The organism is Halococcus sp. AFM35 (assembly GCF_051195015.1).
GTDB lineage: Archaea > Halobacteriota > Halobacteria > Halobacteriales > Halococcaceae > Halococcus.
The window spans coordinates 89,493-113,422 of sequence record NZ_JBNTJU010000001.1; the positions used below are offsets into that span (position 1 = coordinate 89,493).

A 23,930-nucleotide genomic window follows, 5' to 3' on the forward strand; every position below is an offset into this window, starting at 1 on the left:
CAACAGGGTCGGGTGTGTCACGCGCTCGTCGACGTCTCGTCGGGGTCGCGGTCGTCATCACAGCCGTGGCGCTCGCCGCGCTCACGGTTTCGCCGGCCGCGCTGCTCGACCGCATCGCCGACCTCCGCTCGCAACCGTTCGTGTTCGCGCTGGTTGTCGCGGGGCTGTATCTCGCTCGCCCGCTCGTCGCGTGGCCGATGAGTCTCTGCTCTGCGGTCGTCGGCTACGGCTACGGACTTCCCGGCGTGCCGCTCGCGCTCGCCGGCGTACTCCTCACCTGCCTGCCACCGTACGCGCTCGGTCGATACGCAGGCGATGCGAGCGCGCTCGGGCGTATCGGTCACGCCGGCGAGCGGTTCTTCGCCCGCGTCGGCGGAAGTCGCGGCGTGGCCGCCGCTCGGCTCGCGCCGCTGCCGGCGGACCCGGTCTCGGTCGGCGCTGGGCTGTCCGGAGTCGGGGTTCGGGAATACTTCCTCGGGACGCTCGTCGGTGAGGTTCCGTGGACGGTCGCGGCGGTGCTCGCCGGCAGTTCGCTCTCGACGCTCACCGTCGCCGGACTGGGGAGTGCGGGTGTCGAGCTCGCGCTCGCGGCGGGCGCGCTCGCCGTGCTCGCACTCGCCGGCCCGGCCTACGGGTACCTCCGTGAGCGCCGTGTTCACCAGAACGTGTCCGAGCAGTCATAGACGACGCCGTGGCGTGGGCAGACGTACTTGCAGTGTCTGCGCTGCATGCCGGCCCCGCAGCGAGGGCAGGGCCGTCCCCGTTCGTCCATAGTCCGTCTTCGCCGGCACGCAGGTGAACCTTTGCCCACACGGCGAAATTGGGTCGAAGTCCGGCCAAGCTTCATCCGCTCGTCGCCCCTTCTACTGACATGAGACACGCCTCCACGAACGACTCGTTCGCGCCGGCGCTCGTGACGGCCGTCCTTGCCGGTATTGCGGGCGTAGCAGGGTCGTACGCCCTCGCCGGCTACACGCAGGGGTTCGTCGTCGCGCCGATTGCGGGCTTTCTCACACAGGCGATGCCGGACGCCGTCCTCCGGTTTGCCATCGTCACGCTCACCGACATCGGCCAGCAGTTCGGTATCGACCACCTCGGCCAGCGCGCGAACCTGTTGCTCGCAATCACGCTCGGAACGGTGTTGTTCGCAAGCCTCGTTCTGGCGGCGCTCGTCACCGGCCGACAGCTCGACAGGAGGTTCGCCCCTATCGGTCTCGCTGGCGGGCTCGTCTGGCTCGCCACCGCCCTGTTGACGGGTGCGCCGGTGACCGCACTCGGGGCCGGAGTCGCAAGCGCATTCGTCGTCGCCGTCGCGGTGCTCGCCGTGGCAGCGGGCGATACCACGGACACGGACACATCGGTATCGAGCGGACGGCGGGAGGTCCTCGGCAGCCTCGCCAGTGCGGTTGGCGTCGGCGTCATCGGCTATCTGCTCGGAACGCGGAGCTCCTCGACCCAATCCGCGGCATCGGCCGATACGAGCGGCAACACGAGCGCTGCCGGCGACGCCACGGGCAACGTTCCCGGGGGCAACAGTGGCCCGACCGCCGGCGACGGCGCGAACGTTGCGACCGTCAAACAGTACCTGAACGAGGCCGAACGGCGGTCGTTCGACATCGACGGTCTCGAAGGGCTGGTCAGTGGCGAGGACTTCTACGAGGTCGATATCCAGAACATCAACCCGCAGGTCAACGCCGCCGACTGGTCGCTCTCGATTACGGGGGCCGTCGAGAACGAAATCGAGTTGAGTTACGACGACATCACCTCGATGCAACGCGAGTTCCGGTTCGCCACGCTTCGGTGTGTCAGCGACCCGCTCAACGGGAAGAAGATGGACAACGACCTCTGGACGGGTGTGCCGATGCAACGGCTGCTCGAACAGGCCAACCCGCAGGGAAAGTTCGTCATGCTCCGGTCGGTAGACAACTACTACGAGGAGATGGAGGTCACCACCCTCCGGGACGGCTTTCTCACCTACGGCAAAAACGGCGGTCCCCTCCCGCGGGAGCACGGCAATCCGGTGCGGGCGGTCATCGGTGGCCACTGGGGCGAAATCAGCGTCAAGTGGCTGAACGAGATCGAAGTCCTCGAAGGACCACAGAAGGGGTTCTGGGAGAAACGCGGCTGGCACGGTACCGGACCCGTGAACACGGTGGCGAAACTCCACGCCGTGAACCACCTCGACAACGGCAGAATACAGGTCGCCGGTCACACCTACGCCGGGGCGCGTGGCATCAGGCGGGTCGAGGTCTCGACCGATGGCGGACAAACGTGGAACGAGGCAAAGCTCACGAAACCTCTGCCGGCCGGCACCAGCAGACGAAAGGAGGCGAAGTCGGCCCAGAACGCATGGCAACAGTGGAAGTACACCTACGAACCGCCGAACGGCAAACACCAAGTCGTCGTCCGCGCGGTCGACGGCACCGGCGACCTCCAGCCCAAGGACAACAAACAGAGTCCGTATCCCAACGGGGCCGCCGGCTGGGTGTCGAAGACGATAAACGGATGAAATCCGGATCTAGTGGCCTAGCACTCGGACCAACCGCACGACTCACACGTCTTGCAGCCCTCGGAGTAGTACAGCGTGAACGCCCCACAGGAGGGACATTCGGGACTCTCGCCGTTATCGATGAGCGCCTGCACGTCGCCGGCCGGCTCGGGTTCGGTCGCCACGCCGCCGTCGGCTTCCGGTTCCGTGCCTTCGTCGTCGGCGATCTCGGCGAGGTTGCGCTGTTGGGGATAGGTTTTTTCGATTTCGCCGTCGAGATACCGCCGCATCGCGGTGCCGATGGCGTCCGGGATGGACTGGATCTGCTCGCCCTTGTCCCAGGCGACCTTCGGACTCCGGGTGCCGTCGAGTTCGTCGACGATCTCCTTGGGGGCGACGCCCGAGCGGAGTGCCGTCGAGATGACTTTGGCGAGTGCCTCGGTGAAGGAGTTCGTGAACCCTCCTGAATGACCGATGTTGGCGAACAGCTCGAACGGTCTCCCCTGTTCGTCCTCGTTGATATTCACATAGAGCTTCCCATACCCCGTGTCGATGCGCTGGGTCATCCCGTGCAGCACGTCCGGCCGGGGCTGTTTTGCGGCATAGACCGGCTCGTCGTCGCCCGCGAGGTCGGTATCGAGCGCCGCACGCACGTCCTCGTGGTCGAGGAACGTGGCAAGCCCGCCGAAGACCTCCTCGATCTGCTCGGCGATGACCGCGGCGGCCTCCTCGTCGTCGGCGAATTCGGCGTTGTCCGCCCGAGTGGTGAGGACCTGCTTCGAGCGCGTGCCGTCGCGGTAGACCGTGACACCCTTGCCGCCGTTGTCGTAGATGTAGCGATACACCTCGTCCATGTCCTCTTCCGTGGCGCTGTTCGGGAAGTTGCAGGTCTTCGAAATGGCCGAATCGACGCCGGCCTGACACGCCACCTGCACACCCGCGTGTTCGATGCCAGAGAGGTCCGAGGTCACGACGAACAGCTCGCCGATGGCGTCCGGAACAGTTGAAAGCCCCTCGACACCATCGAATTCGTTTTCCGCCATCTGGTCTTGGGCTTCCTGCTTCACGCCCTCGACGTCGATGTCGTTGGCCTCCAACACCCGGAGGAAGTAGTCGTCGAACTCAACGAGCATCTCGTCGCCCTGCACGTCGTCGGAGACGTTCTTGTAGTAGGCGACGTTGTAGATCGGTTCACACCCTCCAGTGGTGTTGCCGACCATCGAGGTCGTTCCCGTGGGGGCGATGGTCGTGGTGTTGTGATTGCGAATCGGGTAGCCCTCGGCCCAGTCGTCGGCCGACTCGCCGGTTTGGGCCTCGAACCACTCGCGGTACTCCGTGGGGTCGGCGTATTTCGAGTCCGCCCAGTCCTCGAAGCTCCCGCGCTGCTCGGCGAGTTCGTGGGAGGCCGACTTCGAGCCGTGATTGATGTGCTCCATCAGCTGGCGGGCGATCTCGTTGCCTTCCTCTGAGCCGTAGCGCACGCCCAACTGGATGTACAGTTGGGCGAGTCCCATGATTCCAAGCCCGATCTTGCGCATCTCGCGGACCTTCTGCTCGATCTTCGCAACTGGGAAGTCCGACATCGTGACGACGTTTTCGAGGAATCGAGTGCCGAGTTCGATGCGGCGGTCGAACGCTTCGAAGTCGATTGCCTCATCCAGATAAGCGTCCATCGCCGCTTCCTGACTGTCGTACTCGTCGGCGTGCTCGTCGGACCAGACCCGCCAGTCGGGCGCGTCGCTCGCCGCAAGCGTCGAGAGGTTGATGTGGCCGAGGTTGCAGGCCTCGTACTCTTCGAGTGGCTGCTCGCCGCAGGGATTGGTCGCCAGAATCTCGTGGTCGGGGTGCTCCTCGACGTCGAAGGAGTGTTCCTTGTTCACCCGTTCGAGGTAGATGACGCCGGGTTCGCCGTTCTGGTAGGCCCCGTCGACGATATGCTCCCAGAGCGCGGCGGCCGGAATCGAGAGCTCCTCGCCGACTGCGACGTGCTCGCCGAGACCGTAGCAGTCGTAGAGTTCCTTGGTCTCCTCGGTGGCGATGTGTGGCTCCTCGGTCCGGGGATTGGTGAAGGTGAACTCGCCGTCGTCTTCGAGGGCGTCCATGAAGTCGTCGGTGACGCCGACCGAGATGTTGAAGTTCGAGAGATGGCCCTCGACGGCGTTGCGGAGATGTTCGGGGACTTTGCCCTCCTCGTCGATGAGTTCCCGTGCCTCCTCCAGCGCGTCGACGAACTGGGTGTGGGTGAAGTCGTCGGGGTCGTTGAGCCGCAGCGAGTGCGCGAGCGAGACGTCCTTGTTCTTCGCGTGGATGAACTGTATCACGTCGGGGTGGGAGATGCGCATCACGCCCATCTGCGCCCCGCGGCGCGCGCCACCCTGCGCGATGGTCTCGCACATCTGGTCGTAGGTTCGCATGAACGTGATGGGACCGGAGGCGATGCCGCCCGTCGAACCCACGGCGTCACCGTACGGGCGGAGCTTCCAGAACGCATAGCCCATCCCGCCGCCGGACTGGAAGACCTGTGCGGCTTCTTTCGCCGTTTCGTGGATGTCGTCGATGTCGTCGGCCGGTGAGTCGACGAAACACGCACTCAACTGTTGGAGTTCGTCGCCCGCGTTCATCAGTGTCGGCGAGTTCGGGATGAACGAGAGGTCCCCCATCGAGTCCTGAAAGGATTGGGCGGTCGCCTCGACGTGGTTCCGAACGTCCTCCGGCAGCTCGGGCACCACTGTCTCGTAGGCGAATTTGTTGACGTTGTAGCGAGTGAGCGTCGTTTCGGCCGCGTCGTCGGCGGTCGTCCCCTTGCCGAACACCTCGCTCGCGAGGTCGTCACGGCGCGGGTGGTCGGGCTTCAACTGTGCGGGCGTGACGGTGACTTCGACGTCGTTGCGTTCGGCCTCGAAGACCGCCTCGGCGAGCGCGACGTTCCTCGCCACGCGCTCGAAGAGGTCCTCCTGTGTCTCGACGAGTTCCCCATCCGAATCCTTCCGCAGATAGCGCGCCGGCAGGATGTTCTCGTAGGCGTTCGCGGTCAGGCGCTCTTCGAGCGTGTCGCCGTCGGTGCGTTTGACTGGCAGGACGACCTCGTCGGCCGCACGGTCCGCGCGGCTCATCGACCGCCTCCCGCGACGTGCGTGCGTTGACCGGCAATACTCCCCGTTCGGTGTGATGTGAAATCGGTCATTCGGTGACGAACTCCCTGTTCAATGGCCACCCAGATAAATTACCCGCCTTCAGTTTATTTTTTGCAAGTGTGGTTGAGTATACTGTTGGTACTACTCGGCTATCACAGGCTGTGGGCTGCTTTCTCAGTTACTTCCCGGAGGGTCATAAACGTATCCAGAGCGGAGTGGAAGTGATAGTGCCGTGAAAAATCAACCGACGGAAGCCCGACTCCAGTCGAAGTGTGAAGGGGTATCTCGTTCGCCGTGGGGGTTCGTTACCGCCGTCCGCTCCAGACCAGTACGCCGCCGATGAGGGCGAACACGATGCCGAGGATGACCGTGCCGATGTGCCATGGCTGGAACCAGACCGGCAGCGACACCACATAGGAGAGTCCGGCGTGGACTCGGCCGAGCAGCGGGAGCGTGTCCTCGCTCACACCGGGTGCGTCGCCGGTGCCGTTCAGTTGCGGGAGCCGGTCGTCGCCGAGCAGTTCGTTGTAGGGCAGTCGCTCGGCGTCATACGGCCAGATGCCGGTATCGACGCTCCAGACGGTTTCGCCTGTGGGCGTGACCTCGACGACGCGGTTGTTGCGGCTGTCGGTGATGAGCGTATTGCCGTTGGGGAGGCGGTCGGCGTCACGCGGCCAGTCGAAGCGGACGCCATTGGCCGAATCGACGCCCCACGCGACCTCCCAACTCCCGTTTCGCTCGTGGAGTTCGACCACGCGGTCGTTCTCGCTGTCGGCGACGAGTATCGCGCCCGGACCCAGATACTGGGGGTTGTGCTGGTGGTCGATGACCGATGGGTCGCCACAGCGCACGTCGCCCGCGCTGTCGTTGCTGTAATCGGCAAGCCCGTTGTTCGCCTTGCAGTTCGCATCATTCGCCCGCTTGGTGTCCTCGTTGATGACGTCGACGACGCCCTGCCCGCGTTCGATGACCAGCAGTTGGTTGGCGTTCCGGACCGAGACCATGTACCGACCCTGCCCTATCGGATCGACATCGTTGATGTGGAGCCAGTCGGTCTGGCTGGGGTTCGGCGGCGCGTCGTAGAACGCGCTGCCGTTCCACTGCCACGTGGTCGTCCCGTTCGGTGCGACGGTGAACACGCGCTCTGCGTCCATGTCGGTCATGAGCACCTCGCCGGAGGGCAGGAGGTTCGCGTCGTGGACTTCGCTATTTAATTTCGTCGCCACCGGGAACGACCACTCGTTGATGATGCGCGGCTCCGGTTGCGGTTCGATGAGTCGGTAGCCCGTTCTCGAACAAGGTGCTTCGTACTCCCCACAGGACTGCTGACCCTCGACGATGAACCCCGCGAGCACCGTGCCGTTGTCGAGTTTCGTCACGTCGAAGTAGTCGACGTTCTCGCCGCGTTCGGTCCAGACGACGTCGCCGGTCGCGTTGAACTGCGTGACCGCCCCTTCGGCCTGCATCCCGACGATGGTCGCACCCCGTGACGAATCGTTGTCGGCCGTGCCGGCGCTCGGTGCGGTGGCCGCGCTCACCGTGAGCGACCCGACGACGATGACGACCGCGAGGACCAGAAGCCACATACCGAGATGCTGACGTGAGCGCGAACGCATGAGTTGTTCCGACTGGGTGGCTGGTCGGGTTAACCCTACTGATTCGTGCTCGGGACGCGCTCACCATCGAGCGTGTCGAGGAAGTTCCGAATCACGTCGTGGCCGACACCAGTAAGGACGCTCTCGGGGTGGAACTGCACGCATTCGATTGGGTGCTCGTGGTGGCGAACCCCCATCACGAGGTCGGCAGTGCGTGCGCTCACGGTGAAGCACTCGGGCACGTCGGTGGCGACCAACGAGTGATAGCGCCCGGCCCGAAACCCTTGGTCGAGACCGGCAAAGACACCACGACCGTCGTGCTCGATGGCGACGGCCTTGCCGTGGACCGGTTCCGGCGCGCGCCCGACCGCTCCCCCATACGCGGAGACGGCGGCCTCCAGTCCGAGACAGACACCGAGCGTCGGCACGTGGGGACTCACCTCTCGAAGCACGTCGAGCGTGACGCCCACGTCGCGGTCGTTTTCGGGATGGCCCGGACCCGGACTGATGACGATGCCGTCGGGATCGGCGGCGCGCACGTCGTCGAGCGAGACCGTATTGCGGACGACTTCGGTGGTCGCGTGTTCGCTCACGTACTCGACGAGGTTGTAGGTAAACGAATCGAAGTTGTCGACGAACAGGACGCGCGGGCGGTCGTCGGATTCAGTCAGCGTAGCGGTCATTGGGGCGGTTCCGGCACCGTCGATGGCCGCTCGATACGTTCGAGCGCGGCGAGCACGCCGTCCATCTTCCGCTCGGTCTCGTCGTACTCGCTCGCCGGGTCGGAATCGGCGACGACGCCCGCACCCGCTCGCACCGTGATGCGGTCGTCGCCATCGGGTCGTGCGTGCTCGACCAGCGCCGTCCGAATCGTGATGGCGACGTCGGCGTCGCCGTCCCACGAGAAGTAGCCGACGCCGCCGCCGTACAGACCTCTCGGGGAGGCTTCGAGGTCGTCGATTAGCTCCATCGCACGGATCTTCGGCGCGCCCGAGAGCGTCCCCATCGGGAAGGCCGCACGCACCGCATCGAAGGCATCGTCGTCGGCTGCCAACCGCCCCGTGACCGTGGATTCGATGTGCTGAACGTGCGAATATTTCAGAACGGTCATGAACTCTCCTACTCGTACTGAACCGGGCCGGCTCACCCGGCGCACGTCGTTGCGCGCCAAATCCACGAGCATGGTGTGCTCGGCGCGTTCCTTCTCGTCGGCGAGCAGTTCGCCAGCGAGTCGGCGGTCCTCGACCGGACTCGCTCCCCGGGGGCAGGTGCCGGCGAGCGGGTTCGAGACGACCTCATCCCCTCGAACCGAAACGAGCGTTTCGGGGCTTGCACCGACCACCGAGCGCTCGCCGTATTCGAGCAGGTACATGTACGGCGAGGGATTGATGTCCCGCAGCGCGGCGTACAGCCCGCGCGGGTCGACCTCGCCGACGAGTTCGCGGGCGCGTGAGAGCACCACCTGATAGCTGTCGCCATCGAGGACGTGCTCTTTGGCCCGGCGTACGGATTCCTCGTAGGTCTCGCGCGAGCCAGCCGTCTCCTCGTGGCGCTCGAAACCACCCATATCGACCGCCGCGTTCGACAGCGACTCGCGGACGCGCGTGGTCTCGGCATCCATCGCGTCGTAGATGGCGGCGGGGTCGTCGTCGTCGGGACGGACGAGCGGCGTGAACACCAGCGAGACCGTGCCGGCGGCGTGGTCGAACGCCACGGTCTTCGTGTTCAGGACGAACTGCGCGTCGGGCACCGGCGATTCGGGTCGGGCGAGACCAACCTCGTCGAGATGCAGGTCGTAGACCGAATCGTAGGCCAGATAGCCAACGAGACCGCCATCGAGTTGCTGGCGGTCGGTGTCGGGGAAGTTCACGCGGTCGACGTCGGGCAGCGCGCCGCGAAGTCGGTCGAGGACATCGCCCGTACCGCTGTCGAAGACATCCCGATACCGCTCTTCGAAACATTCGATATCCGTTTCGTCCGGGCCAATTGTGACGAGCGCCGCCGGGCCGTAGCCGATAAAGGAGTAGCGCGCGTGACCGTCCGCCTCGGTGGGCGCGAACGCCCCGTCGGGGTCGCTGGAGGCGACCTTCTCGGCGCTTTCGAGGAGGAAGGTGTGGTCGGCGTCGTCGGCGAGCGTCGCGTACGCCGCCAGTGGCTCGCTGTCGATGTCGAGCCGGGCCACCGCGCGCACGACCGCCGGGCCATCCCGGTCGTCAGCAAGGTCGACGAAACGCTCGCGACTCGGCGTCAGGGCGGCGTCGTTCATGCCTCCACCGGCTCCCCGCGGGCACGCGCGACGTATCGTCGAATCTTCGTGTGGTCTTTCGTTCCCGCGCTTGTCTCGATTCCGCTCGATACGTCCACGCCGAACGGCGCGACCGTCTCGACCGCGCCCGCGACGTTGTCGGGCGTGAGACCGCCGGCGAGCAGCACAGGGGTATCGAGGGCGGCGACGACCTCCCGTGCGCGCGCCCAGTCGTGTGTCTCGCCGGTGCCGCCCGCACCCTGCTCGTCGGTCGAATCGAGCACGAGCGCGTCCGCTGTGGCCGCGTACGCTTCGAGGTCACCATCGGCCGCATCGACGGCTGCAATCACCGGGATGGCGATGCGCTCGGCGAGCGCCGCGATGTCGGCCGGCGAGCAGCCGTGGACCTGTATCGCGTCCGGCTCGACTCGCTCGGCGAGTGTTTTCCCGTCGGCGGGCGTTGCGGGCATCGTGACGAGCACGCTCGTGACCGATTCGGGAACACGCTCGACGAGTGTGGCGGCGCGGTCGGGTGCGAGTTCGCGCGGCGTCTCGATTGGCACCCCGGAGACGAACCCCACCATGTCCGTGTCGGCGTCGATGGCGGCGTCGAGGTCGCGCTCGCTGGTCAGCCCGCAGAGTTTCGTCCGCGTCATGCGTGCTCGCCCGCGACCGCCTCGACCGTGCGCAGCGCGGCGAGCTTCTCGCCGGCACGGCCGGAATCGATGGCCTCGCGGGCGTGCTCGACGCCTTCCTCCAGCGTGTCGGCGACGCCAGCGACGTACACCGCCGCGCCGGCGTTCGCGAGCACGATGTCGCGTTTCGCGCCCGTGATGTCACCGGCGACGATGTCCCAAAGGTCGGCGGCGTTCTCGGTGGGTGTGCCGCCCGCGACCGCTTCGACGGGGGCCGCGTCGAGACCCAACTTCTCGGGGGTGAGCGTGTACTCCTCGATGTCGCTTCCCCGAACTTCGGCAACACGCGTCTCACCGTGGATACAGATTTCGTCCATGCCGGAGCCGTGAACCACGAGCGCGCGCTCGACGCCGAGCTGGGCGAGCGCACGGGCGAGAACAGGAACGAGCTCGGGGTCGTAGACGCCGACGACTTGGGCGTCCGCACCCGCCGGGTTCGTCAGGGGTCCGAGAACGTTGAATATCGTCCGCGCGCCGAGCTCCTTCCGCGGGCCGATGACCGCCTTCATCGCGGGATGAAAGACCGGCGCGAGCATGAACCCGATTCCCTCCCGTTCGATTGCCTGCTCGACATCGGCGGGTTCGGCGTCGATGTCCACACCGAGTTCTCGGAGGACGTCCGCGCTACCGGAAGACGAGGAGACCGAGTAGTTGCCGTGCTTGGCGACGTTTATTCCTACTCCGGCGGCGACGACCGCGCTCGCCGTCGAGACGTTGATGGTATCGTGGGCGTCTCCCCCTGTGCCGCAGGTATCGACCAGCGGCCGGCAGTCCGGCTCAATGGTGCGTGCGGCCGCGCGCATCCCCTGCGCGAAGCCGGCGATTTCGGTCTCGGTCTCGCCTTTCGTCCGCAGCGCCGCGAGCAGCGCGCCCATTTGTGCCTCGGTCGCTCCCTCGAAGATTTCCGTGGCCGCCGTGCGCGCGGCCGATAGCGAGAGGTCCTCGCCGTCGGCCACTTGTTCGATGTACTCTTGCATGTGAGGATGTACTGATTCGCGTTGTAATGCACAAGTCCGTACATCGACTTAAACCTACCGCTGGTGACTTCATCCACCGGTCGCTGGGCGTTCCGAAACCTTCAATTGTACCCGTAGCCGAATCGGAGATACAGGTAGGGTTCGTGGTCTAGGCTGGTTATGACACCTCCTTGACATGGAGGAGGCCGGCGGTTCAAATCCGCCCGAACCCACTCTCTTATTGGCAGTTTCACCGATGAGCCGCGTCTCCGGAAGATACATTCTGAGGTGGGCGCTGAGTGCTACCATCTCTCATTGTCTGCCAACTTGTGATTACTTCGGGGGTAGTACATTGAGAGTAGCCGGCAGTGTCCGGTTCCCAGTAGCGCGCTGTCAACGGTGAAGGGGTGGTGAAGTCCTCCTGAGCGCGTTGAGAAGTTCGGTGAGAACAGCGTCGACGCGTCAGTACTGGACTCTCTCGAAGGAATGATTATTTCTTCCAACCAATGGTCACCTGTTGAGCATCTTTGAGAACGTCGAATCCGTCAGTTCATCCGACGTATCTGTCGGTGGTGAGACTTCGCCGGTCGAGAGTCATTAGTGGAGAAATACAATCGATGGGTGATTGAGGGGGGAGATAACACATACTGTCTGAGTGTGAAAAACACACAAAGCTTATTACTCCTTCTGTAGATATACTTATTGTTGATGAATTTCAACAACACGGCTCACGAGACGGACTCCCAGCAACGTTCACTCGGTGGAAATCACGACTCCCAACCGTCCGTCAACGTTACGCGGCGGCGGTTCCTCGCGGGGACAAGCGCAGCAGGTCTCGCCGCTACGGCCTCGGTCACCACTATGGGGGGTGTTGTGAGTGCCGACCCCAACGAACACCTCCTTGAAATCCAAGGTACGGGCAAGCGAGCGGGCTATTCGTTCGCCGTTGATGGAAATCTTGAGAAAACCAGTGGCGGTGGCGCGAACATCAATAGCAACGACACCATTTCGGAAAATGGGGCGAGCGGCGAAGTCGGCAGGGTGGCGGATGCCTACACGTTCGACGGCGACCTGCTAGCGTTCAAGCTCGACGGTGAGGCAAACGTGCTTCTTGACGGCGAGGCAGCGCATGTCGGCCGTCGTCCGGACTATTTTCTCGAAATTCAAGGCACGGGCGAGCGTGCGAGCTATTCGTTCGCCGTCGAAGACAATCTGGAAAAAAGTACTGGACCCGTCGCTAACATCAATGCCGCTGACGAGATCGAAAACCAGCGCGGTCGAGGGGAAGTTGGCGCGGCAGCGGACGCTTACACGTTCGACGGTTCCCTTCACGCATTCGATATTCGTGGAGTGATGCGGGTCCTTCTCAACGGTGCACCCGCTCGTGTCGGCCAGCGGCCCGATCACGTCATTACGTTTCGCGGCACGGGTGAGCCGGCACACTACGATTTCACCGTCGACGGGAATCTCACAAAAACGACCGCTTATGGCGCCAACATCAACGCCAACGATACTATCTCGGGTAACAGAGCGAGAGGGGAAGTCGGAACGGGTGCCGATAGCTACACCTATACCGGTGGTATCCCTCGATTCGATCTTGACGGCTCTGCTGACGTACTCATCGATAGTGTTGGGACCCTACGCAGTCAGTAATATTGGAACGATATCCTTTCCCGGTAAGCGTTTTTGGTTCACGGCCTCGGAGCGATTCAAGTGGGAGGGGGGGGGGGCAGTAGGCATGTTGTCCGCTTACCGTCCTCGGAGTCGGTTCATTGCTTTCCATCGTTTACGGCCGAGGTCTCAACTGTCGGCACGCCGTTGACGAGTTCGTGAATCCCGACCACGAGCGCCGGCACGACGACCATGAAGATGTGCTCCTCGATGGGAATCCCCAGTAGCTCGACGCCGGTGCGGAGTCGAATCTCGAAGACCCCCACCCGGAGGGTGTACCAGTCCCAGACGTACGCAATCGGGTAGAGTACGACGACCGTTCGGGCGGCCCGCTTGAGCGAGCCAGTGTAGGCGAGCAGCGCGAGCGCGGCCGCCCCGAAGACGACCTCGGTCACGAGATACGTGTACGGCCCGAACACCCCGATGTCCGGCAGCATCTCCCGTTGTACGCACGCGACGGACAAATACTACCGGGCAACGACCCGTGGTCTCACTGCCGAAACAGTCGAGCGAGCGATGGGTTGGGCAAAGTGTTGATTAGCCCCGCCGTTGAAGTGGCGAGGGTGAGAGCATGAACATTGTCGACATCGCAACCACTGACCACGCCGAAGTGAGCGCCGACCAGCGCCTCGGGAAGGTCCGGGCGGCCTTCGAGGAGGAGAACCCGCGTGGACTCATCGTCACGAACGACGGCGCGTACGCCGGTGTCATCACCCAGCGTTCGCTGATGCAATCACACGTCGAGGACTCGACGAAGGCGAACGCGCTGATGACCGCCGCCCCACAGGTCGAACGCACCGCCGACGTCCGCGAGGTCGCGCGCATGCTCATCGAGGGCAACACGAAGGTCGCGCCGGTCTTCGAGGGCGATGACCTCTGGGGTATCGTCACTGCCGACGCCATCCTTGAGGCCGTCCTCGACAACCTCGACGCGCTGGTGGTCTCCCAGATATACACCGACGACGCCATCACGATTGCCGAGGACGACCGGGTTGGCCAAGCCATCAACCTCCTGCGCGAACACGGCATCTCCCGGCTCCCCGTCGAGAACGAGGCGGGCTACATCACCGGGGTGGTCACGACCCACGACCTCGTCGATTTCGTGACGCGGAACATGGACCAGCAGACCGAGGGCGACCGCTCGGGCGATACCGACAGGATGCTCGACATCCCCATCTACGACCTGATGAGCAGTCCCGTGGAGACCGTCGCGCGCGACGAATCCGTCCACGAGGCCGTCGCGCGGATGCTCGACAACGACTACAACGGCTTGGTCGTCACGCCGCCCGAAGACGACCGCACCATCGCCGGCGTGCTCACCAAGACCGACGTGCTCCGGGCGCTCACCTTCACCGAGGAGGACCACATGGACGTCCAGATCACCAACATCGACCTGCTCGATACCATCACCCGCGAGGACCTCCGCGAGTCGGTCACGCAGGTCGCCGACAAGTACCAGGAGATGCAGGTCCACCACGCCCACGTGCGATTCCACAAGCACAAGGAGAAACTCCGCGGGACGCCGCTGATTCAGTGTCAGATCCGCCTCCGGACGAATCAGGGCCAAGTCGCCGGCACCGGCGAGGGCTACGGCGCCGAAAGCGCCTTCCGGGTCGCACTCGACAAACTCGAACGCAACGTCTTGGAACGAAAGGGCATCAGAGCGGACGAGCAGCGCCGCGGGCAGATTCTCAGAAAGCTCAACGAGATCTAACCCCTCTCGCCGCGAACGCTCCTTTCAGGCCGCCGCACCACCGACGTACAGCACGACGACGAGGAACAGCCACACGACGTCGACGAAGTGCCAGTACATCGAGACCGTACTCACGGAGGTATGGCGCTCGGCGGAGTACTGGCCCGCGAGCGCCCGCACGAAGACGATACTCAACAGTATCGCGCCCAGCGTGACGTGCAGGCCGTGCAGTCCGGTGAGACTGAAGAAGGCGCTGGCGAAGATACCGTCGGTGAGCGTAAAGCCCTCCTCGACGATGAAGGTGTAGTATTCGAAGACCTGTCCGCCGATGAAGACGATACCCAATAGGAGCGTCACCCCGAGCAGTCCGAGAAAGCTCGTGCGGTTTCCTTTTCGCAGGGCGATTTCGGCGAAGTGGACGGTGAAACTGCTGGCAACCAGCAGCGCCGTGTTGATGAGCACCAACGAACTGAGGAGATGGGGTAACTCGCCGGGCGGCCACGTGCCCACGCGAATGAAGAAGAAGTAGACGAAGCCAGCCCCGAAGGTGGCGATTTCGGTCCCCAGAAACAGCAGCATGGCGAACCGAAGCGTGCCGGCGCTGTGTTCGTCGGTGCCGCGCGCCCAGAAGTCGGCGACGAAGGCGTGATAGAGCCAGCCGAACAGCCCAACGAGGAAGAGACCGGCGCTGGCGACGAACACCGCCGGTCCGGCCATCGGCGGCACGAGTTCGATGTCGCCCCGCCCCAAGAAAAAGAGCGCCGCGCCGAGATACAGTCCGGCCGCACCTCCGGCAGTAACGAACGGCCACCAGCTCGCCTCGCCGAACCCGCGCGGCCAGTCCTCGGTCGCCGGGAGGTGGTGACCCTCCCCTTCGCTCGTGTCGTCGGCGGTTCCCATACGCGCCGGTTGCACACCGACGATTAAAAACCCTCTTACACCGACCGACACCCCCGAATCGCTCCGGCGTGACGGAGTCGACTTTCGATGGGTTTGTTACGTTCGCGGCCCACAGGTGGGTATGGACGACCAGCCAGGGTTGAGCGACCAGTACCGGAGGTCGAGTCCGTGGCCGCTCATCGTCGTGCTCGGACTGGTGTTCTCGGAGCTTGGCCTGCTGTTCAACGTGTTCGCCGTCGCCGTCGGCGGTCTCCTGCTGTTCGTGGGAGCCATCACCGGCATCGTCCTCGAATCGGGCTACGCCGAGCGCCCGTGGACCCTACTCGCGGGGCTCGGCGTCGTGCTCTGTGTGCTCGGTATGCTCGTCACCGTGACTCAACTCGACAGCATCACGTTCGGCGCGGTCGCGGGCGTCATCGGCCAGCCGAACGGCATCGTCGCCCGTGGCGTCGAGTTGCTCATCGCGGGCGTCATCGCGGTCGTCATCGGCACCGGCGGGCGTTTCGCCGAGGGCGAACCCATCTGACGGTCGGTCGGACCCGGGTGGCGAACCGACAACCTATTTATCCGGCCCGCCGAAACTCCCGCTCATGTCAGAGCGCACGTTCGACCGCGAGACCCTCCTCGACCTCACGGTCAACATCGTTCCGCTCGGAATCATCCTCTTTTTCGTCCTCGTCTTCCTGTTCGTCACCCCGTGGGAGTTCGACCCGTTCGTGACCGCCATCAGCATGGGGTTGTTGGTCGTCCCGTTCGTCGTCCTCGCGTTGGTCACCTTCGTCTCCGGACGGGCGGTCGCGCGGGACGAGGAGAGCGGGGCGGCCGCCGGCGAACTCTCGGCGAGCGACGCGACGCTCGAAAGCGGCGTCGAAGACGAACTGACGAGCGACGACCATCCGGAGACCTCCGGGGAGGAACCTAACGCCGAAACCGACGTCGAAGACGAGGGGAACAGCGACGCAGACGCCGACGAAAACGCCACGAACTGACGCCACTACCGGTATCGCAAAGACCGGTTTCGTCCTGCGATTGGCGTCCGGGGGCGGCCGGAATCTAAGGATTCTTTACCCTGTGGGTTCCACCACGATGCATGGTAGAAGCCCAGTTGGCCCTGACAGTGTTGATGGGGCTGTTCCTGGCGGGCGTGGCCGTCTGGCTCAGCCGCATCGAGGACTGGCGCTCGTACACGCCGCTTGCCGGCGGTGGCGGTGCCGTTGGCGAGGAGAGCGACTACGCACACGAAGAGAAACCCGGCGGCCTCATCCGCTGGTTGACGACCGTCGACCACAAGGACATCGGTCTCCTCTATGGCGTCTATGCCACCATCGCGTTCGCCGTCGGTGGCATCATGGTCATCCTGATGCGGACCGAACTCCTCGCGCCCGCCGAGGACATCATCGGCGCGCAGTTCTACAATTCGTTGATGACCAGCCACGGTATCACGATGCTGTTCCTGTTCGGCACCCCGATACTGTCGGCCTTCGGTAACTACTTCATCCCGCTGCTTATCGACGCCGACGACATGGCCTTCCCACGCATCAACGCCATCGCCTTTTGGATGCTCCCGCCGGGGGCGCTGTTGGTCTGGGCCGGCTTCTTCGTCACGCCGTTTACCGACATTCAGCCCGCACAGACCGCGTGGACGATGTACACGCCACTGTCGGCCGGCGTCGGCACCGGTACGCAGGGTGGGGTCTCCGGGCTGGGCGTCGATTTCATGCTCTTGGGGCTACATCTCACGGGTATCTCGGCGACGATGGGCGCGATAAACTTCATCGCCACCATCTTCAGCGAGCGCGGTAGCGACGTCAACTGGGCGAACCTCGACATCTTCAGTTGGACGATGCTCACCCAGTCGGGGCTGATTCTCTTCGCCTTTCCCCTGTTGGGCAGCGCGCTCATCATGCTGCTGTTCGACCGCAACCTCGGCACGACGTTCTTCCTCGCGGAGGGTGGCGGCCCGATACTCTGGCAACACCTCTTTTGGTTCTTCGGCCACCCCGAGGTCTACATCCTCGTGTTACCGCCGATGGGGCTGTTGAGCCTGATCATCCCGAAGTTCGCCGGACGAAAGCTGTTCGGCTTCAAGTTCATCGTCTACTCGACGCTGGCCATCGGCGTCCTCTCCTTTGGCGTCTGGGCACACCACATGTTCGCGACGGGTATCGACCCCCGCATCCGCGCGAGCTTCATGGCCGTCTCGCTGGCCATCGCCATTCCGAGCGCCGTGAAGGTGTTCAACTGGACGACCACGCTCTGGGGCGGGAGCCTCAACCTCACTGCACCGATGCTGTTCTGTATCGGTGCTATCTCGAACTTCATCTTCGGCGGCGTCACGGGCGTGTTCGTCGCGGCCATCCCCATCGACCTCGTGCTGCACGACACCTACTACATCGTCGGTCATTTCCACTACATCATCATGGGTCTCATCGGCTTCGCGGTGTTCGCCGGCATCTACTACTGGTTCCCCATCTTCACCGGCAAGATGTACCAGCAACGCCTCGCGAAGTGGCACTTCTGGCTGTCGATGATCGGGACGAACCTCACCTTCTTTGCGATGTTGCTGCTCGGCTATCTCGGCATGCCGCGACGGTATGCGACCTACACCTTCGGCGTCGGTCCCCAGGAGATGATAACGGTCTTCCACCAGCTGGCGACCCTCGGCGCGTTCATCCTGCTGGTCGGTCAGATAATCTGGATCTGGAACATCGTCCAGTCGTGGTACGAAGCGCCCACCCTCGACACCAACGACCCGTGGGACTTGAAGGAGACCAACCAGTTCACCAACGAATGGGCGTGGAACGAGCGCCGCATGGAGACGGCCATCGCCGACGGCGGTGAGCGTGCCGAGGGCGCGCGATCCTCGCCGGACGAACGAAGCAAGTCTTCTGGAAGCGAGGAGGACGCGGCCAGAACCGACGGTGGCGAGAACGTTGACGCAACCGACGCCGAATAGCCGGTCGAACTCCTCTCGAACCGTTCGATTTTTTCAGCGATTCAACTGGTAGCGACGAGGACGACGGCCATGACCGCCATCAGCGTTGCGATGCCCGCAAGCACGACCAAGAGGACTTCCTTTTCGTTCATGGCGCGAGTAGCGGACACGCGGACAAAAGGCTAATCTTCCGGCGAGCGGTAGGAGTCGCGTGTCCGAGACTCCAACACGCCGAGGGCAAGCGGACTACAGCGGCCGGAGCGTCGTGTTCGTCATCTATCTCGTTGCCGTCGGCATCGCCGGAGTGATGGGATTTCTCCTCGGGATGGTCGGCCCGAACGCGCTCCGCTCGGTCCGGCTGTTTTTCCTCATCGAGATGCCGCCGACCCCCCTCGGTCTCGCGGTCTACGGGATGGTGACGCTTGCGACCATCCTCGGGGTGCTCCTGCTCGCCGTTCGGTTCATCGCTCGGCGCTACGGCTAATCGAGACCGGTAAGGCGGCGCGCCCCGATGGCTTCACCATGTACACCGTCGTCATGGGTGTCGGTACCGACCACGAGCGCACGCTGCGAAAGGCCCACGCCATCGCCGACCTGCCCGCACCGCCGGAATCACTCGCGGTCGTGGTGGTACAGGCGGGCGGTTCATCCGCCGATACGCCGGACACCGCTCGGGTCGTCTCGTTTTTCGACGAGCACGACATCGACAGCACCGTCGAGACGGTATCCACCGACCCGCCGACCGCGCTCGTCGAGATAGCGACCGACCGCGAGGCCGACCTCATCTGTGTCGGCGGCCGACAGCGCTCGCCGGCCGGGAAGGCACAGCTCAGAAGCGGCGCGCAGTCGGTCATGGTCAACACCGACCGCCCGGTGTTGGTCGCGGGCGAACCCGGCGATTACTGACGGCCACCGTGACTCATGTGCCTCGTGGCAGCGTTGACCGTCGTGTTCGTCTCGGCCATCGCCCGCTCGTACCACGCGGGTCGCTCGACGGCCGTCGAGCCGATGGCGGCATAGTGCGTCGAAACGTGGATGGACGACACGTCGTCAGCTCGACCGCTGAGTCGCTGGTCGAGCGTGTAGTTGCGAACCAGACCGCGAGCGGTGACGGTGGCATGGACACGAACCGACCGGCCGGGCGTGGCGCTTGGTCGTTCGTCCGGAACGAGACGATACGCCGTCGTCTCACGGCTCTCGATGCGGTCGGCGACGTGTACCTCGGCGACGGTGAACGTTCGCGCTATCCGTTTGCGATCCGTCTCGGCAGCGATTGGTTCGGTGGCCGTTGCCGGCGTTCGGCGGTAGGTCGTCTCGCCGTCCCTGGTTGTCGCCACCAGTCGGCGTGTCCCGTCGAAATAGGACACACTGCGCCGCAGCGTCGTTGCTCCGTTCCATCGCCTCGTGACGCTGACTCGCCCGTCGCCGCCGACCCGAGTCACGCTCGTCACTCGACGAATCGTCGTCCCGTTTGCGGCTCGATAGACCGTCGTTTCACGAACGGTGAACGACGTGCCGTCGAGGGTAGCGTCGTGTGCCGCCGCGAGCGCGCTGGCGTTCTCGACGCGCGCCGCCGTGAGTCCCGGTGCGAGTCGCGGGGCGGGCGTGGGCGTCGGTTGGTCGGTCGGCACGGCTGCTGGGGTGAGCGTTGCCGTCTTCTGGCTATCGTCATCGAGGATGGCGCTGCACCCGGAGAGCACGACCAACACCACGAGCGCCACGGCCGCGGCCTGACGTCCGATTCCATCGACTCGTGATGGTCGCGTCATCGTGCCCCGTTCGTCACAACAGCTAAGTCATCACTCCCCGCAGTCCCGCCCATGTACGACGTCCTGCTGTGTGTCGATGCGGACGGAACGGGTCTCGACAGGCTGATTGCAGCCGTCACCGCATTGCCGGCGGCCGCCGAGAGCGTCCACGTCACCGTCTGTCACGTCTTCGGCGACAACCCGTCCGGGGCGTCCGCGACACAGGTCACGTCCGTTCGGCGCGCACTCGATGCGCTCGACGACGCCGATATCGAGGCGTCGGTCGTCGGCGAGAGCGGCGACCCGACCGACGCGATTCTCCGGGTGGCCGACGAGCACGACGCCGATACCATCTACATCGGCGGGCGGAAGCGAAGCCCCGCGGGCAAGGCGCTGTTCGGCAGCGTCGCCCAGTCGTTGATTCTCAGTGCCGACCGTCCCGTGCAGATAACGGGGTCGGGTCCCGGTGCGTAGGCTCACGACTCGTACGCCTCCACACACGCCGCCGCGGCACGGTCGGGCGTCGCCCGGCCGGTGAACCCCTCCCGGAGTTCGCCGTTCTCGAACAACACCATCGCCGGGGCCGCATCGACGTCGTACGCGCGGCGAAAGGAGGGCGCATGTTTGCCGTCGATGCCGCCGACGGCGACGCCATCCGGTATCCGCTCCAGGATGGCGTCCAGCTCCTCTTTCATTGCTTCGCAGGGGTCACAGTGGTGTTTCCAGACGGTGACGATTGCGCGGTCGTGGTCGGCCACGAACGCCGGGTAGGTCTCGTCGGTCAGCGTCTCGACGTCCTCGGGGACGGGCGTTTCCGGATCGAGTTCCGTGACGACCGCCGCCATCCGCGCGAGCGTCGCGGTCGAGTACCCCTCATCGAGTTCCGAATCGAGTGCGAGGAACGCGATGAACTCCTCGCGGGTGACGCCGAGCGCGTCGATGCGGGCCGCGGCTCGTTCGGTCGATTCGAACCCGAAGGCGTCGGCGACCGCCTCGTGGTAGTCGCTTTCGGGAACCGATGCGTAGCTGTCGTGATAGATGCCGCGGGTGTCCTCGAAGGCGGTGGTCGTCGCGGCGGTGCCGTCCGCATCGAGCGACAGCACGCCGCCGTCGACGAGTGCTGCGACGAGTCGTTCGGCGTCCATCCCACCGTTCGCCACCGGCCCGTCCATCGCGTCGGTGTGGTCGTGGTCGGCCATCAGACACCGAGGTACCGCTCGCGAGTGCGGTCGTCGTCGCTCAACTCCTCGGCGCTGCCCTCGAAGACGATCTCACCCTGGTCGAGGACGTAACACCGGTCGGCGAGGTTCATCGCCGCGATGGCGTTCTGTTCGACCAGCAGGACGGTGGTTCCGTCCTCGTGGATGCGGTCGATGGCCGCCTCGACGGCGTCGATGATCTGCGGGGCCAGCCCCTCGTAGGGTTCGTCGAGCATCAGGAGGTCGGTGTGCTGTTTGAGCGCGCGGCCGATGGCGAGCATCTGCTGTTCGCCGCCCGAGAGGGTGCCCGCCTTCTGGTCCCGGCGCTCTTCGAGCCGTGGGAAGAACTCGAAGACCTCCGCGTCCGACATCGCCTCCCCGTCGAAGCCGAGCGACCGCCCGATGCGGTTCGGCAGCGCGCGGACGGTCTCGGCGATGTGGAGGTTCTCGCCGACGGTCTCGTCGGGGAAGACGCGGCGCTCCTCGGGCACGAGCGAGATGCCGCGCACGGAGATGTCCTCGGCCGCCATACCCGTTATCTCCTCGCCAGCGAACGTGACGGTACCGTCCCGCACCTCGGGCGGTGTCGTGCCGGCAATCGACCGCAGCGTCGTCGTTTTGCCGGCCCCGTTGCGCCCGAGCAGCGCACAGATTTCGCCCTCCTCGACGCTCATGGAGACGTCACGGAGGATGTGACTCTCGCCGTAGTGGGCATCGACGGCGTCGAGTTCGAGCAGGCTCACGCTTCACCACCCCCGCCGAGATACGCCGCCTGTACGTCCTCGTTTTCGCGGATATCGTCGGGCGGTCCCTCCGCGATGACCCGCCCCCGATTGAGCACGACGATGCGGTCGGAGACGTTGAAGACGATCTCCATGTCGTGTTCGACCAGCACAAAGGTGAGACCGAACTCCTCTTTGACCGATTCGATGAGCTCTACGGTCGCGTTCGTCTCCTCGGGACTCATCCCGGCGGTGGGTTCGTCCATCAACAGCAGCTCCGGTTCGGCGGCCAGCGCGATGCCGAGTTCCAGTCGGCGCTTGTCGCCATAGGGGAGGTTCTTCGCCGCCGTCTCGCGTTGGTCCCACAGCCCCACCGACTGGAGCGTCTCGCGCGCTGCGTCCGCGATTCCGGGATAGCTCTGCTCGTGTCTGAAGAAGTCGAACCGAAACGAGCCGTTTTCGGCGGCGATGGCCGCGATGCGGGCGTTTTCCTCCACAGGTAAGTCGGGGAAGATGGAGGCGGTCTGGAAGGACTTGCTGATGCCTCGCTGGACGATTTCGTGGGGCGCGTCGTCGGTGATCGATTCACCATGGAAGACGATTTCGCCCTCGGTACGGTCGAGCTGGCGCGTGATGAGGCTGATGAGCGTGGTCTTGCCCGCGCCGTTCGGCCCGATGACGCTGACGCGCTCGCCGGCTTCGATGGCGAGGTCGACCCCATCGACGGCCGTGAGACCGTTGAACCGCTTGGTCAGCCCGCTGGTTTCGAGCAGCGCCATCACCGCTCACCCCGCAGTCGCGTGCCGACCCACTCCCGAAGGGTGCGGACGCCACCCCAGATGCCCTCGGGCAGCAGGACGACGACCGCGACGAAGACGATGCCGAGCACGAGATGCCAGTACGGGACGAGCCAGTCGAACGGGTGGCCGTTACCGACGATGATTTCGACATAGAGATACAGCCCCGCGCCGAATATCGGGCCGAACAGCGTGCCGACGCCGCCGAGCACCGTCATGATGACGACCTCGCCGCTGGTCTCCCAGTACAGCGACGACAGCGGGACGTACTGGCTGTGAATCGCAAATAGCGCCCCCGCGACGCCGGCGAAGGTGCCAGAGAGAACGAACGCCATCAGCTTGTAGCGCCACGTGTTCAGCCCGACGAACTCCGCGCGCTGTTCGTTCTCCCGGATGGCGCGGAACACGGTCCCATACGGCGAGTTCAGGATCCGGAGCACGGCCACCACCGACAGCACGAGCACCGTGGCGACGAGCACGTATATCCAGTTTCCGAGCAGCGTGCCGGCCATCGACGGCAGTTCGCTGTCGAGGGTGAACGTTCCGAGCAGCGGTCCGGGGTCGACACCCGTGAGACCGTTGTCGCCGCCGGTGATGCCCGCGGCCGGCCCGAGGGCGGTGTAGTATATCATCTGGCCGAACGCGAGCGTCAGGATGGCGAAGTAGATGCCGCCCCGGCGCAGCGAGAGCCAGCCGATGAGCCACGAGAGCACGATAGCGAGGACCGTCCCGACGACCAGCGCGACCAGCGGCGCGGCGGTGACGTTGACGATGACCCACCCGGCCCCGTAGGCTCCGGCTCCCCAGAGCGCGGCGTGGCCAAACGAGAGCAGACCCGTCCGCCCGAGCAATAAGTCGAACCCGAGCGCGAAAATCCCCCAGATGAGTATCAGCCCGGCGAGCGACTGCGTGCCGTTGAGGACGTCGCCGATGACCGGCGCGCGCACGAACAGATACGGAAAGAGGACGACCCCGACGACGGTGAGGAGGACGACGGTCGCCTCGCCGCTTATCACGGCCGACCACCGGTTCCGGACCTGCTGGGCGACGCTGCCGAACGTCTTGCCCTCGCCGGCGCTTGCGCCCTCGTCACTCACGGCGACCACCCGCGTGGTCGCCGTTCGTTGGCCGAAGCGGAGCTTCGACGCTACT

Annotated in this window: 24 protein-coding genes and 1 tRNA gene; 11 read left to right on the plus strand and 14 right to left on the minus strand. The window is 64.7% G+C overall.

Annotated elements, in window-relative coordinates; all coding sequences use genetic code 11:
• Window positions 1–14 precede the first annotated feature (14 nt).
• Window positions 15–683, plus strand: coding sequence for a TVP38/TMEM64 family protein (locus ACQUQO_RS00575; protein ID WP_435075990.1), 669 nt, complete (start codon window positions 15–17; stop codon window positions 681–683).
• On the opposite strand, the gene ACQUQO_RS00580 is transcribed toward ACQUQO_RS00575, so the two are convergent.
• The gene (locus tag ACQUQO_RS00580; protein ID WP_435075991.1) at window positions 656–772 is read right to left on the minus strand and encodes an HVO_2523 family zinc finger protein; all 117 of its coding nucleotides are present in this window, start codon (window positions 770–772) and stop codon (window positions 656–658) included. The genes ACQUQO_RS00575 and ACQUQO_RS00580 overlap by 28 nt on opposite strands.
• 99 nt (window positions 773–871) lie before the next feature.
• Between ACQUQO_RS00580 and ACQUQO_RS00585 the strand changes: the two genes are divergently transcribed.
• Entirely contained in the window at window positions 872–2,509 is a 1,638-nt protein-coding gene (locus ACQUQO_RS00585) for a molybdopterin-dependent oxidoreductase (RefSeq protein WP_435075992.1), read from the plus strand.
• A 17-nt stretch (window positions 2,510–2,526) separates the two neighbouring features.
• On the opposite strand, the gene ACQUQO_RS00590 is transcribed toward ACQUQO_RS00585, so the two are convergent.
• The 6 genes from ACQUQO_RS00590 to trpD form a co-directional block, all read right to left on the minus strand.
• Entirely contained in the window at window positions 2,527–5,601 is a 3,075-nt protein-coding gene (locus ACQUQO_RS00590) for an adenosylcobalamin-dependent ribonucleoside-diphosphate reductase (RefSeq protein WP_435075993.1), read from the minus strand.
• Window positions 5,602–5,927: 326 nt separating this feature from the next.
• Entirely contained in the window at window positions 5,928–7,238 is a 1,311-nt protein-coding gene (locus tag ACQUQO_RS00595; RefSeq protein ID WP_435075994.1) for a hypothetical protein, read from the minus strand.
• 35 nt (window positions 7,239–7,273) lie between these two features.
• The gene (trpG, locus tag ACQUQO_RS00600; protein WP_435075995.1) at window positions 7,274–7,900 is read right to left on the minus strand and encodes an anthranilate synthase component II; all 627 of its coding nucleotides are present in this window, start codon (window positions 7,898–7,900) and stop codon (window positions 7,274–7,276) included.
• Window positions 7,897–9,483 carry an anthranilate synthase component I gene (gene trpE, locus ACQUQO_RS00605; RefSeq protein WP_435075996.1) on the minus strand — a complete coding sequence of 529 codons (1,587 nt, stop codon included), beginning with the start codon at window positions 9,481–9,483 and terminating at the stop codon, window positions 7,897–7,899. Before trpE ends, trpG begins: the two co-directional genes overlap by 4 nt.
• A complete protein-coding gene (locus tag ACQUQO_RS00610) occupies window positions 9,480–10,118 on the minus strand; it encodes a phosphoribosylanthranilate isomerase (RefSeq protein WP_435075997.1) in 639 nt (212 codons plus the stop codon). The genes trpE and ACQUQO_RS00610 overlap by 4 nt, the downstream gene beginning before the upstream one ends.
• Window positions 10,115–11,134 (minus strand): anthranilate phosphoribosyltransferase, encoded by a 1,020-nt coding sequence (trpD, locus tag ACQUQO_RS00615; RefSeq protein ID WP_435075998.1) that lies wholly within the window; start codon window positions 11,132–11,134, stop codon window positions 10,115–10,117. Before trpD ends, ACQUQO_RS00610 begins: the two co-directional genes overlap by 4 nt.
• 137 nt (window positions 11,135–11,271) lie before the next feature.
• Between trpD and ACQUQO_RS00620 the strand changes: the two genes are divergently transcribed.
• A tRNA-Val gene (locus ACQUQO_RS00620) sits at window positions 11,272–11,346 on the plus strand.
• A 475-nt stretch (window positions 11,347–11,821) separates the two neighbouring features.
• Window positions 11,822–12,766 (plus strand): pre-peptidase, encoded by a 945-nt coding sequence (locus ACQUQO_RS00625; RefSeq protein ID WP_435075999.1) that lies wholly within the window; start codon window positions 11,822–11,824, stop codon window positions 12,764–12,766.
• A 116-nt stretch (window positions 12,767–12,882) separates the two neighbouring features.
• Here the strand turns inward: ACQUQO_RS00625 and ACQUQO_RS00630 are convergent, their stop codons facing one another.
• Window positions 12,883–13,221, minus strand: coding sequence for a lycopene cyclase domain-containing protein (locus ACQUQO_RS00630; RefSeq protein WP_435076000.1), 339 nt, complete (start codon window positions 13,219–13,221; stop codon window positions 12,883–12,885).
• A 134-nt stretch (window positions 13,222–13,355) separates the two neighbouring features.
• Between ACQUQO_RS00630 and ACQUQO_RS00635 the strand changes: the two genes are divergently transcribed.
• On the plus strand, window positions 13,356–14,498 hold the full coding sequence (locus ACQUQO_RS00635; protein ID WP_435076001.1) for a CBS domain-containing protein: 1,143 nt from the start codon (window positions 13,356–13,358) through the stop codon (window positions 14,496–14,498).
• A gap of 24 nt (window positions 14,499–14,522) precedes the next feature.
• On the opposite strand, the gene ACQUQO_RS00640 is transcribed toward ACQUQO_RS00635, so the two are convergent.
• Entirely contained in the window at window positions 14,523–15,377 is an 855-nt protein-coding gene (locus ACQUQO_RS00640; RefSeq protein ID WP_435076002.1) for a cytochrome c oxidase subunit 3, read from the minus strand.
• Between the two features lie 121 nt (window positions 15,378–15,498).
• On the opposite strand from ACQUQO_RS00640, the gene ACQUQO_RS00645 reads away from it, so the two are divergent.
• The 5 genes from ACQUQO_RS00645 (at window position 15,499) to ACQUQO_RS00665 (ending at window position 19,218) form a co-directional block, all read left to right on the plus strand.
• Window positions 15,499–15,903 carry a DUF7541 family protein gene (locus tag ACQUQO_RS00645; protein WP_435076003.1) on the plus strand — a complete coding sequence of 135 codons (405 nt, stop codon included), beginning with the start codon at window positions 15,499–15,501 and terminating at the stop codon, window positions 15,901–15,903.
• A gap of 64 nt (window positions 15,904–15,967) precedes the next feature.
• Window positions 15,968–16,366, plus strand: a complete 399-nt coding sequence (locus tag ACQUQO_RS00650) for a DUF6684 family protein (protein ID WP_435076004.1) — start codon at window positions 15,968–15,970, stop codon at window positions 16,364–16,366.
• 134 nt (window positions 16,367–16,500) lie between these two features.
• Window positions 16,501–18,333, plus strand: a complete 1,833-nt coding sequence (locus ACQUQO_RS00655; protein ID WP_435076205.1) for a cbb3-type cytochrome c oxidase subunit I — start codon at window positions 16,501–16,503, stop codon at window positions 18,331–18,333.
• A gap of 190 nt (window positions 18,334–18,523) precedes the next feature.
• Window positions 18,524–18,796, plus strand: a complete 273-nt coding sequence (locus ACQUQO_RS00660) for a DUF7520 family protein (RefSeq protein WP_435076005.1) — start codon at window positions 18,524–18,526, stop codon at window positions 18,794–18,796.
• Between the two features lie 38 nt (window positions 18,797–18,834).
• On the plus strand, window positions 18,835–19,218 hold the full coding sequence (locus tag ACQUQO_RS00665) for a universal stress protein (RefSeq protein ID WP_435076006.1): 384 nt from the start codon (window positions 18,835–18,837) through the stop codon (window positions 19,216–19,218).
• On the opposite strand, the gene ACQUQO_RS00670 is transcribed toward ACQUQO_RS00665, so the two are convergent.
• Window positions 19,212–20,081, minus strand: coding sequence for a hypothetical protein (locus ACQUQO_RS00670; protein WP_435076007.1), 870 nt, complete (start codon window positions 20,079–20,081; stop codon window positions 19,212–19,214). The genes ACQUQO_RS00665 and ACQUQO_RS00670 overlap by 7 nt on opposite strands.
• Before the next feature lie 51 nt (window positions 20,082–20,132).
• Here ACQUQO_RS00670 and ACQUQO_RS00675 point away from each other — a divergent pair, with 51 nt between their 5' ends.
• Complete coding sequence (locus ACQUQO_RS00675) at window positions 20,133–20,534, plus strand: universal stress protein (RefSeq protein WP_435076008.1); 402 nt, start codon at window positions 20,133–20,135, stop codon at window positions 20,532–20,534.
• 2 nt (window positions 20,535–20,536) lie between these two features.
• Here ACQUQO_RS00675 and ACQUQO_RS00680 read toward each other — a convergent pair whose 3' ends face one another.
• Genes ACQUQO_RS00680 through ACQUQO_RS00695 form a run of 4 tightly spaced genes read right to left on the minus strand, consistent with a single transcriptional unit; the run spans window position 20,537 to window position 23,875 of the window.
• Window positions 20,537–21,259 carry a thioredoxin family protein gene (locus tag ACQUQO_RS00680; protein WP_435076009.1) on the minus strand — a complete coding sequence of 241 codons (723 nt, stop codon included), beginning with the start codon at window positions 21,257–21,259 and terminating at the stop codon, window positions 20,537–20,539.
• Window positions 21,259–22,002: an ABC transporter ATP-binding protein gene (locus ACQUQO_RS00685; RefSeq protein ID WP_435076010.1), complete on the minus strand. Its 744-nt coding sequence runs from the start codon at window positions 22,000–22,002 to the stop codon at window positions 21,259–21,261. Before ACQUQO_RS00685 ends, ACQUQO_RS00680 begins: the two co-directional genes overlap by 1 nt.
• Window positions 21,999–22,760 carry an ABC transporter ATP-binding protein gene (locus ACQUQO_RS00690; protein WP_435076011.1) on the minus strand — a complete coding sequence of 254 codons (762 nt, stop codon included), beginning with the start codon at window positions 22,758–22,760 and terminating at the stop codon, window positions 21,999–22,001. Before ACQUQO_RS00690 ends, ACQUQO_RS00685 begins: the two co-directional genes overlap by 4 nt.
• Window positions 22,760–23,875: a branched-chain amino acid ABC transporter permease gene (locus tag ACQUQO_RS00695; protein WP_435076012.1), complete on the minus strand. Its 1,116-nt coding sequence runs from the start codon at window positions 23,873–23,875 to the stop codon at window positions 22,760–22,762. Before ACQUQO_RS00695 ends, ACQUQO_RS00690 begins: the two co-directional genes overlap by 1 nt.
• Between the last annotated feature and the right edge of the window lie 55 nt (window positions 23,876–23,930).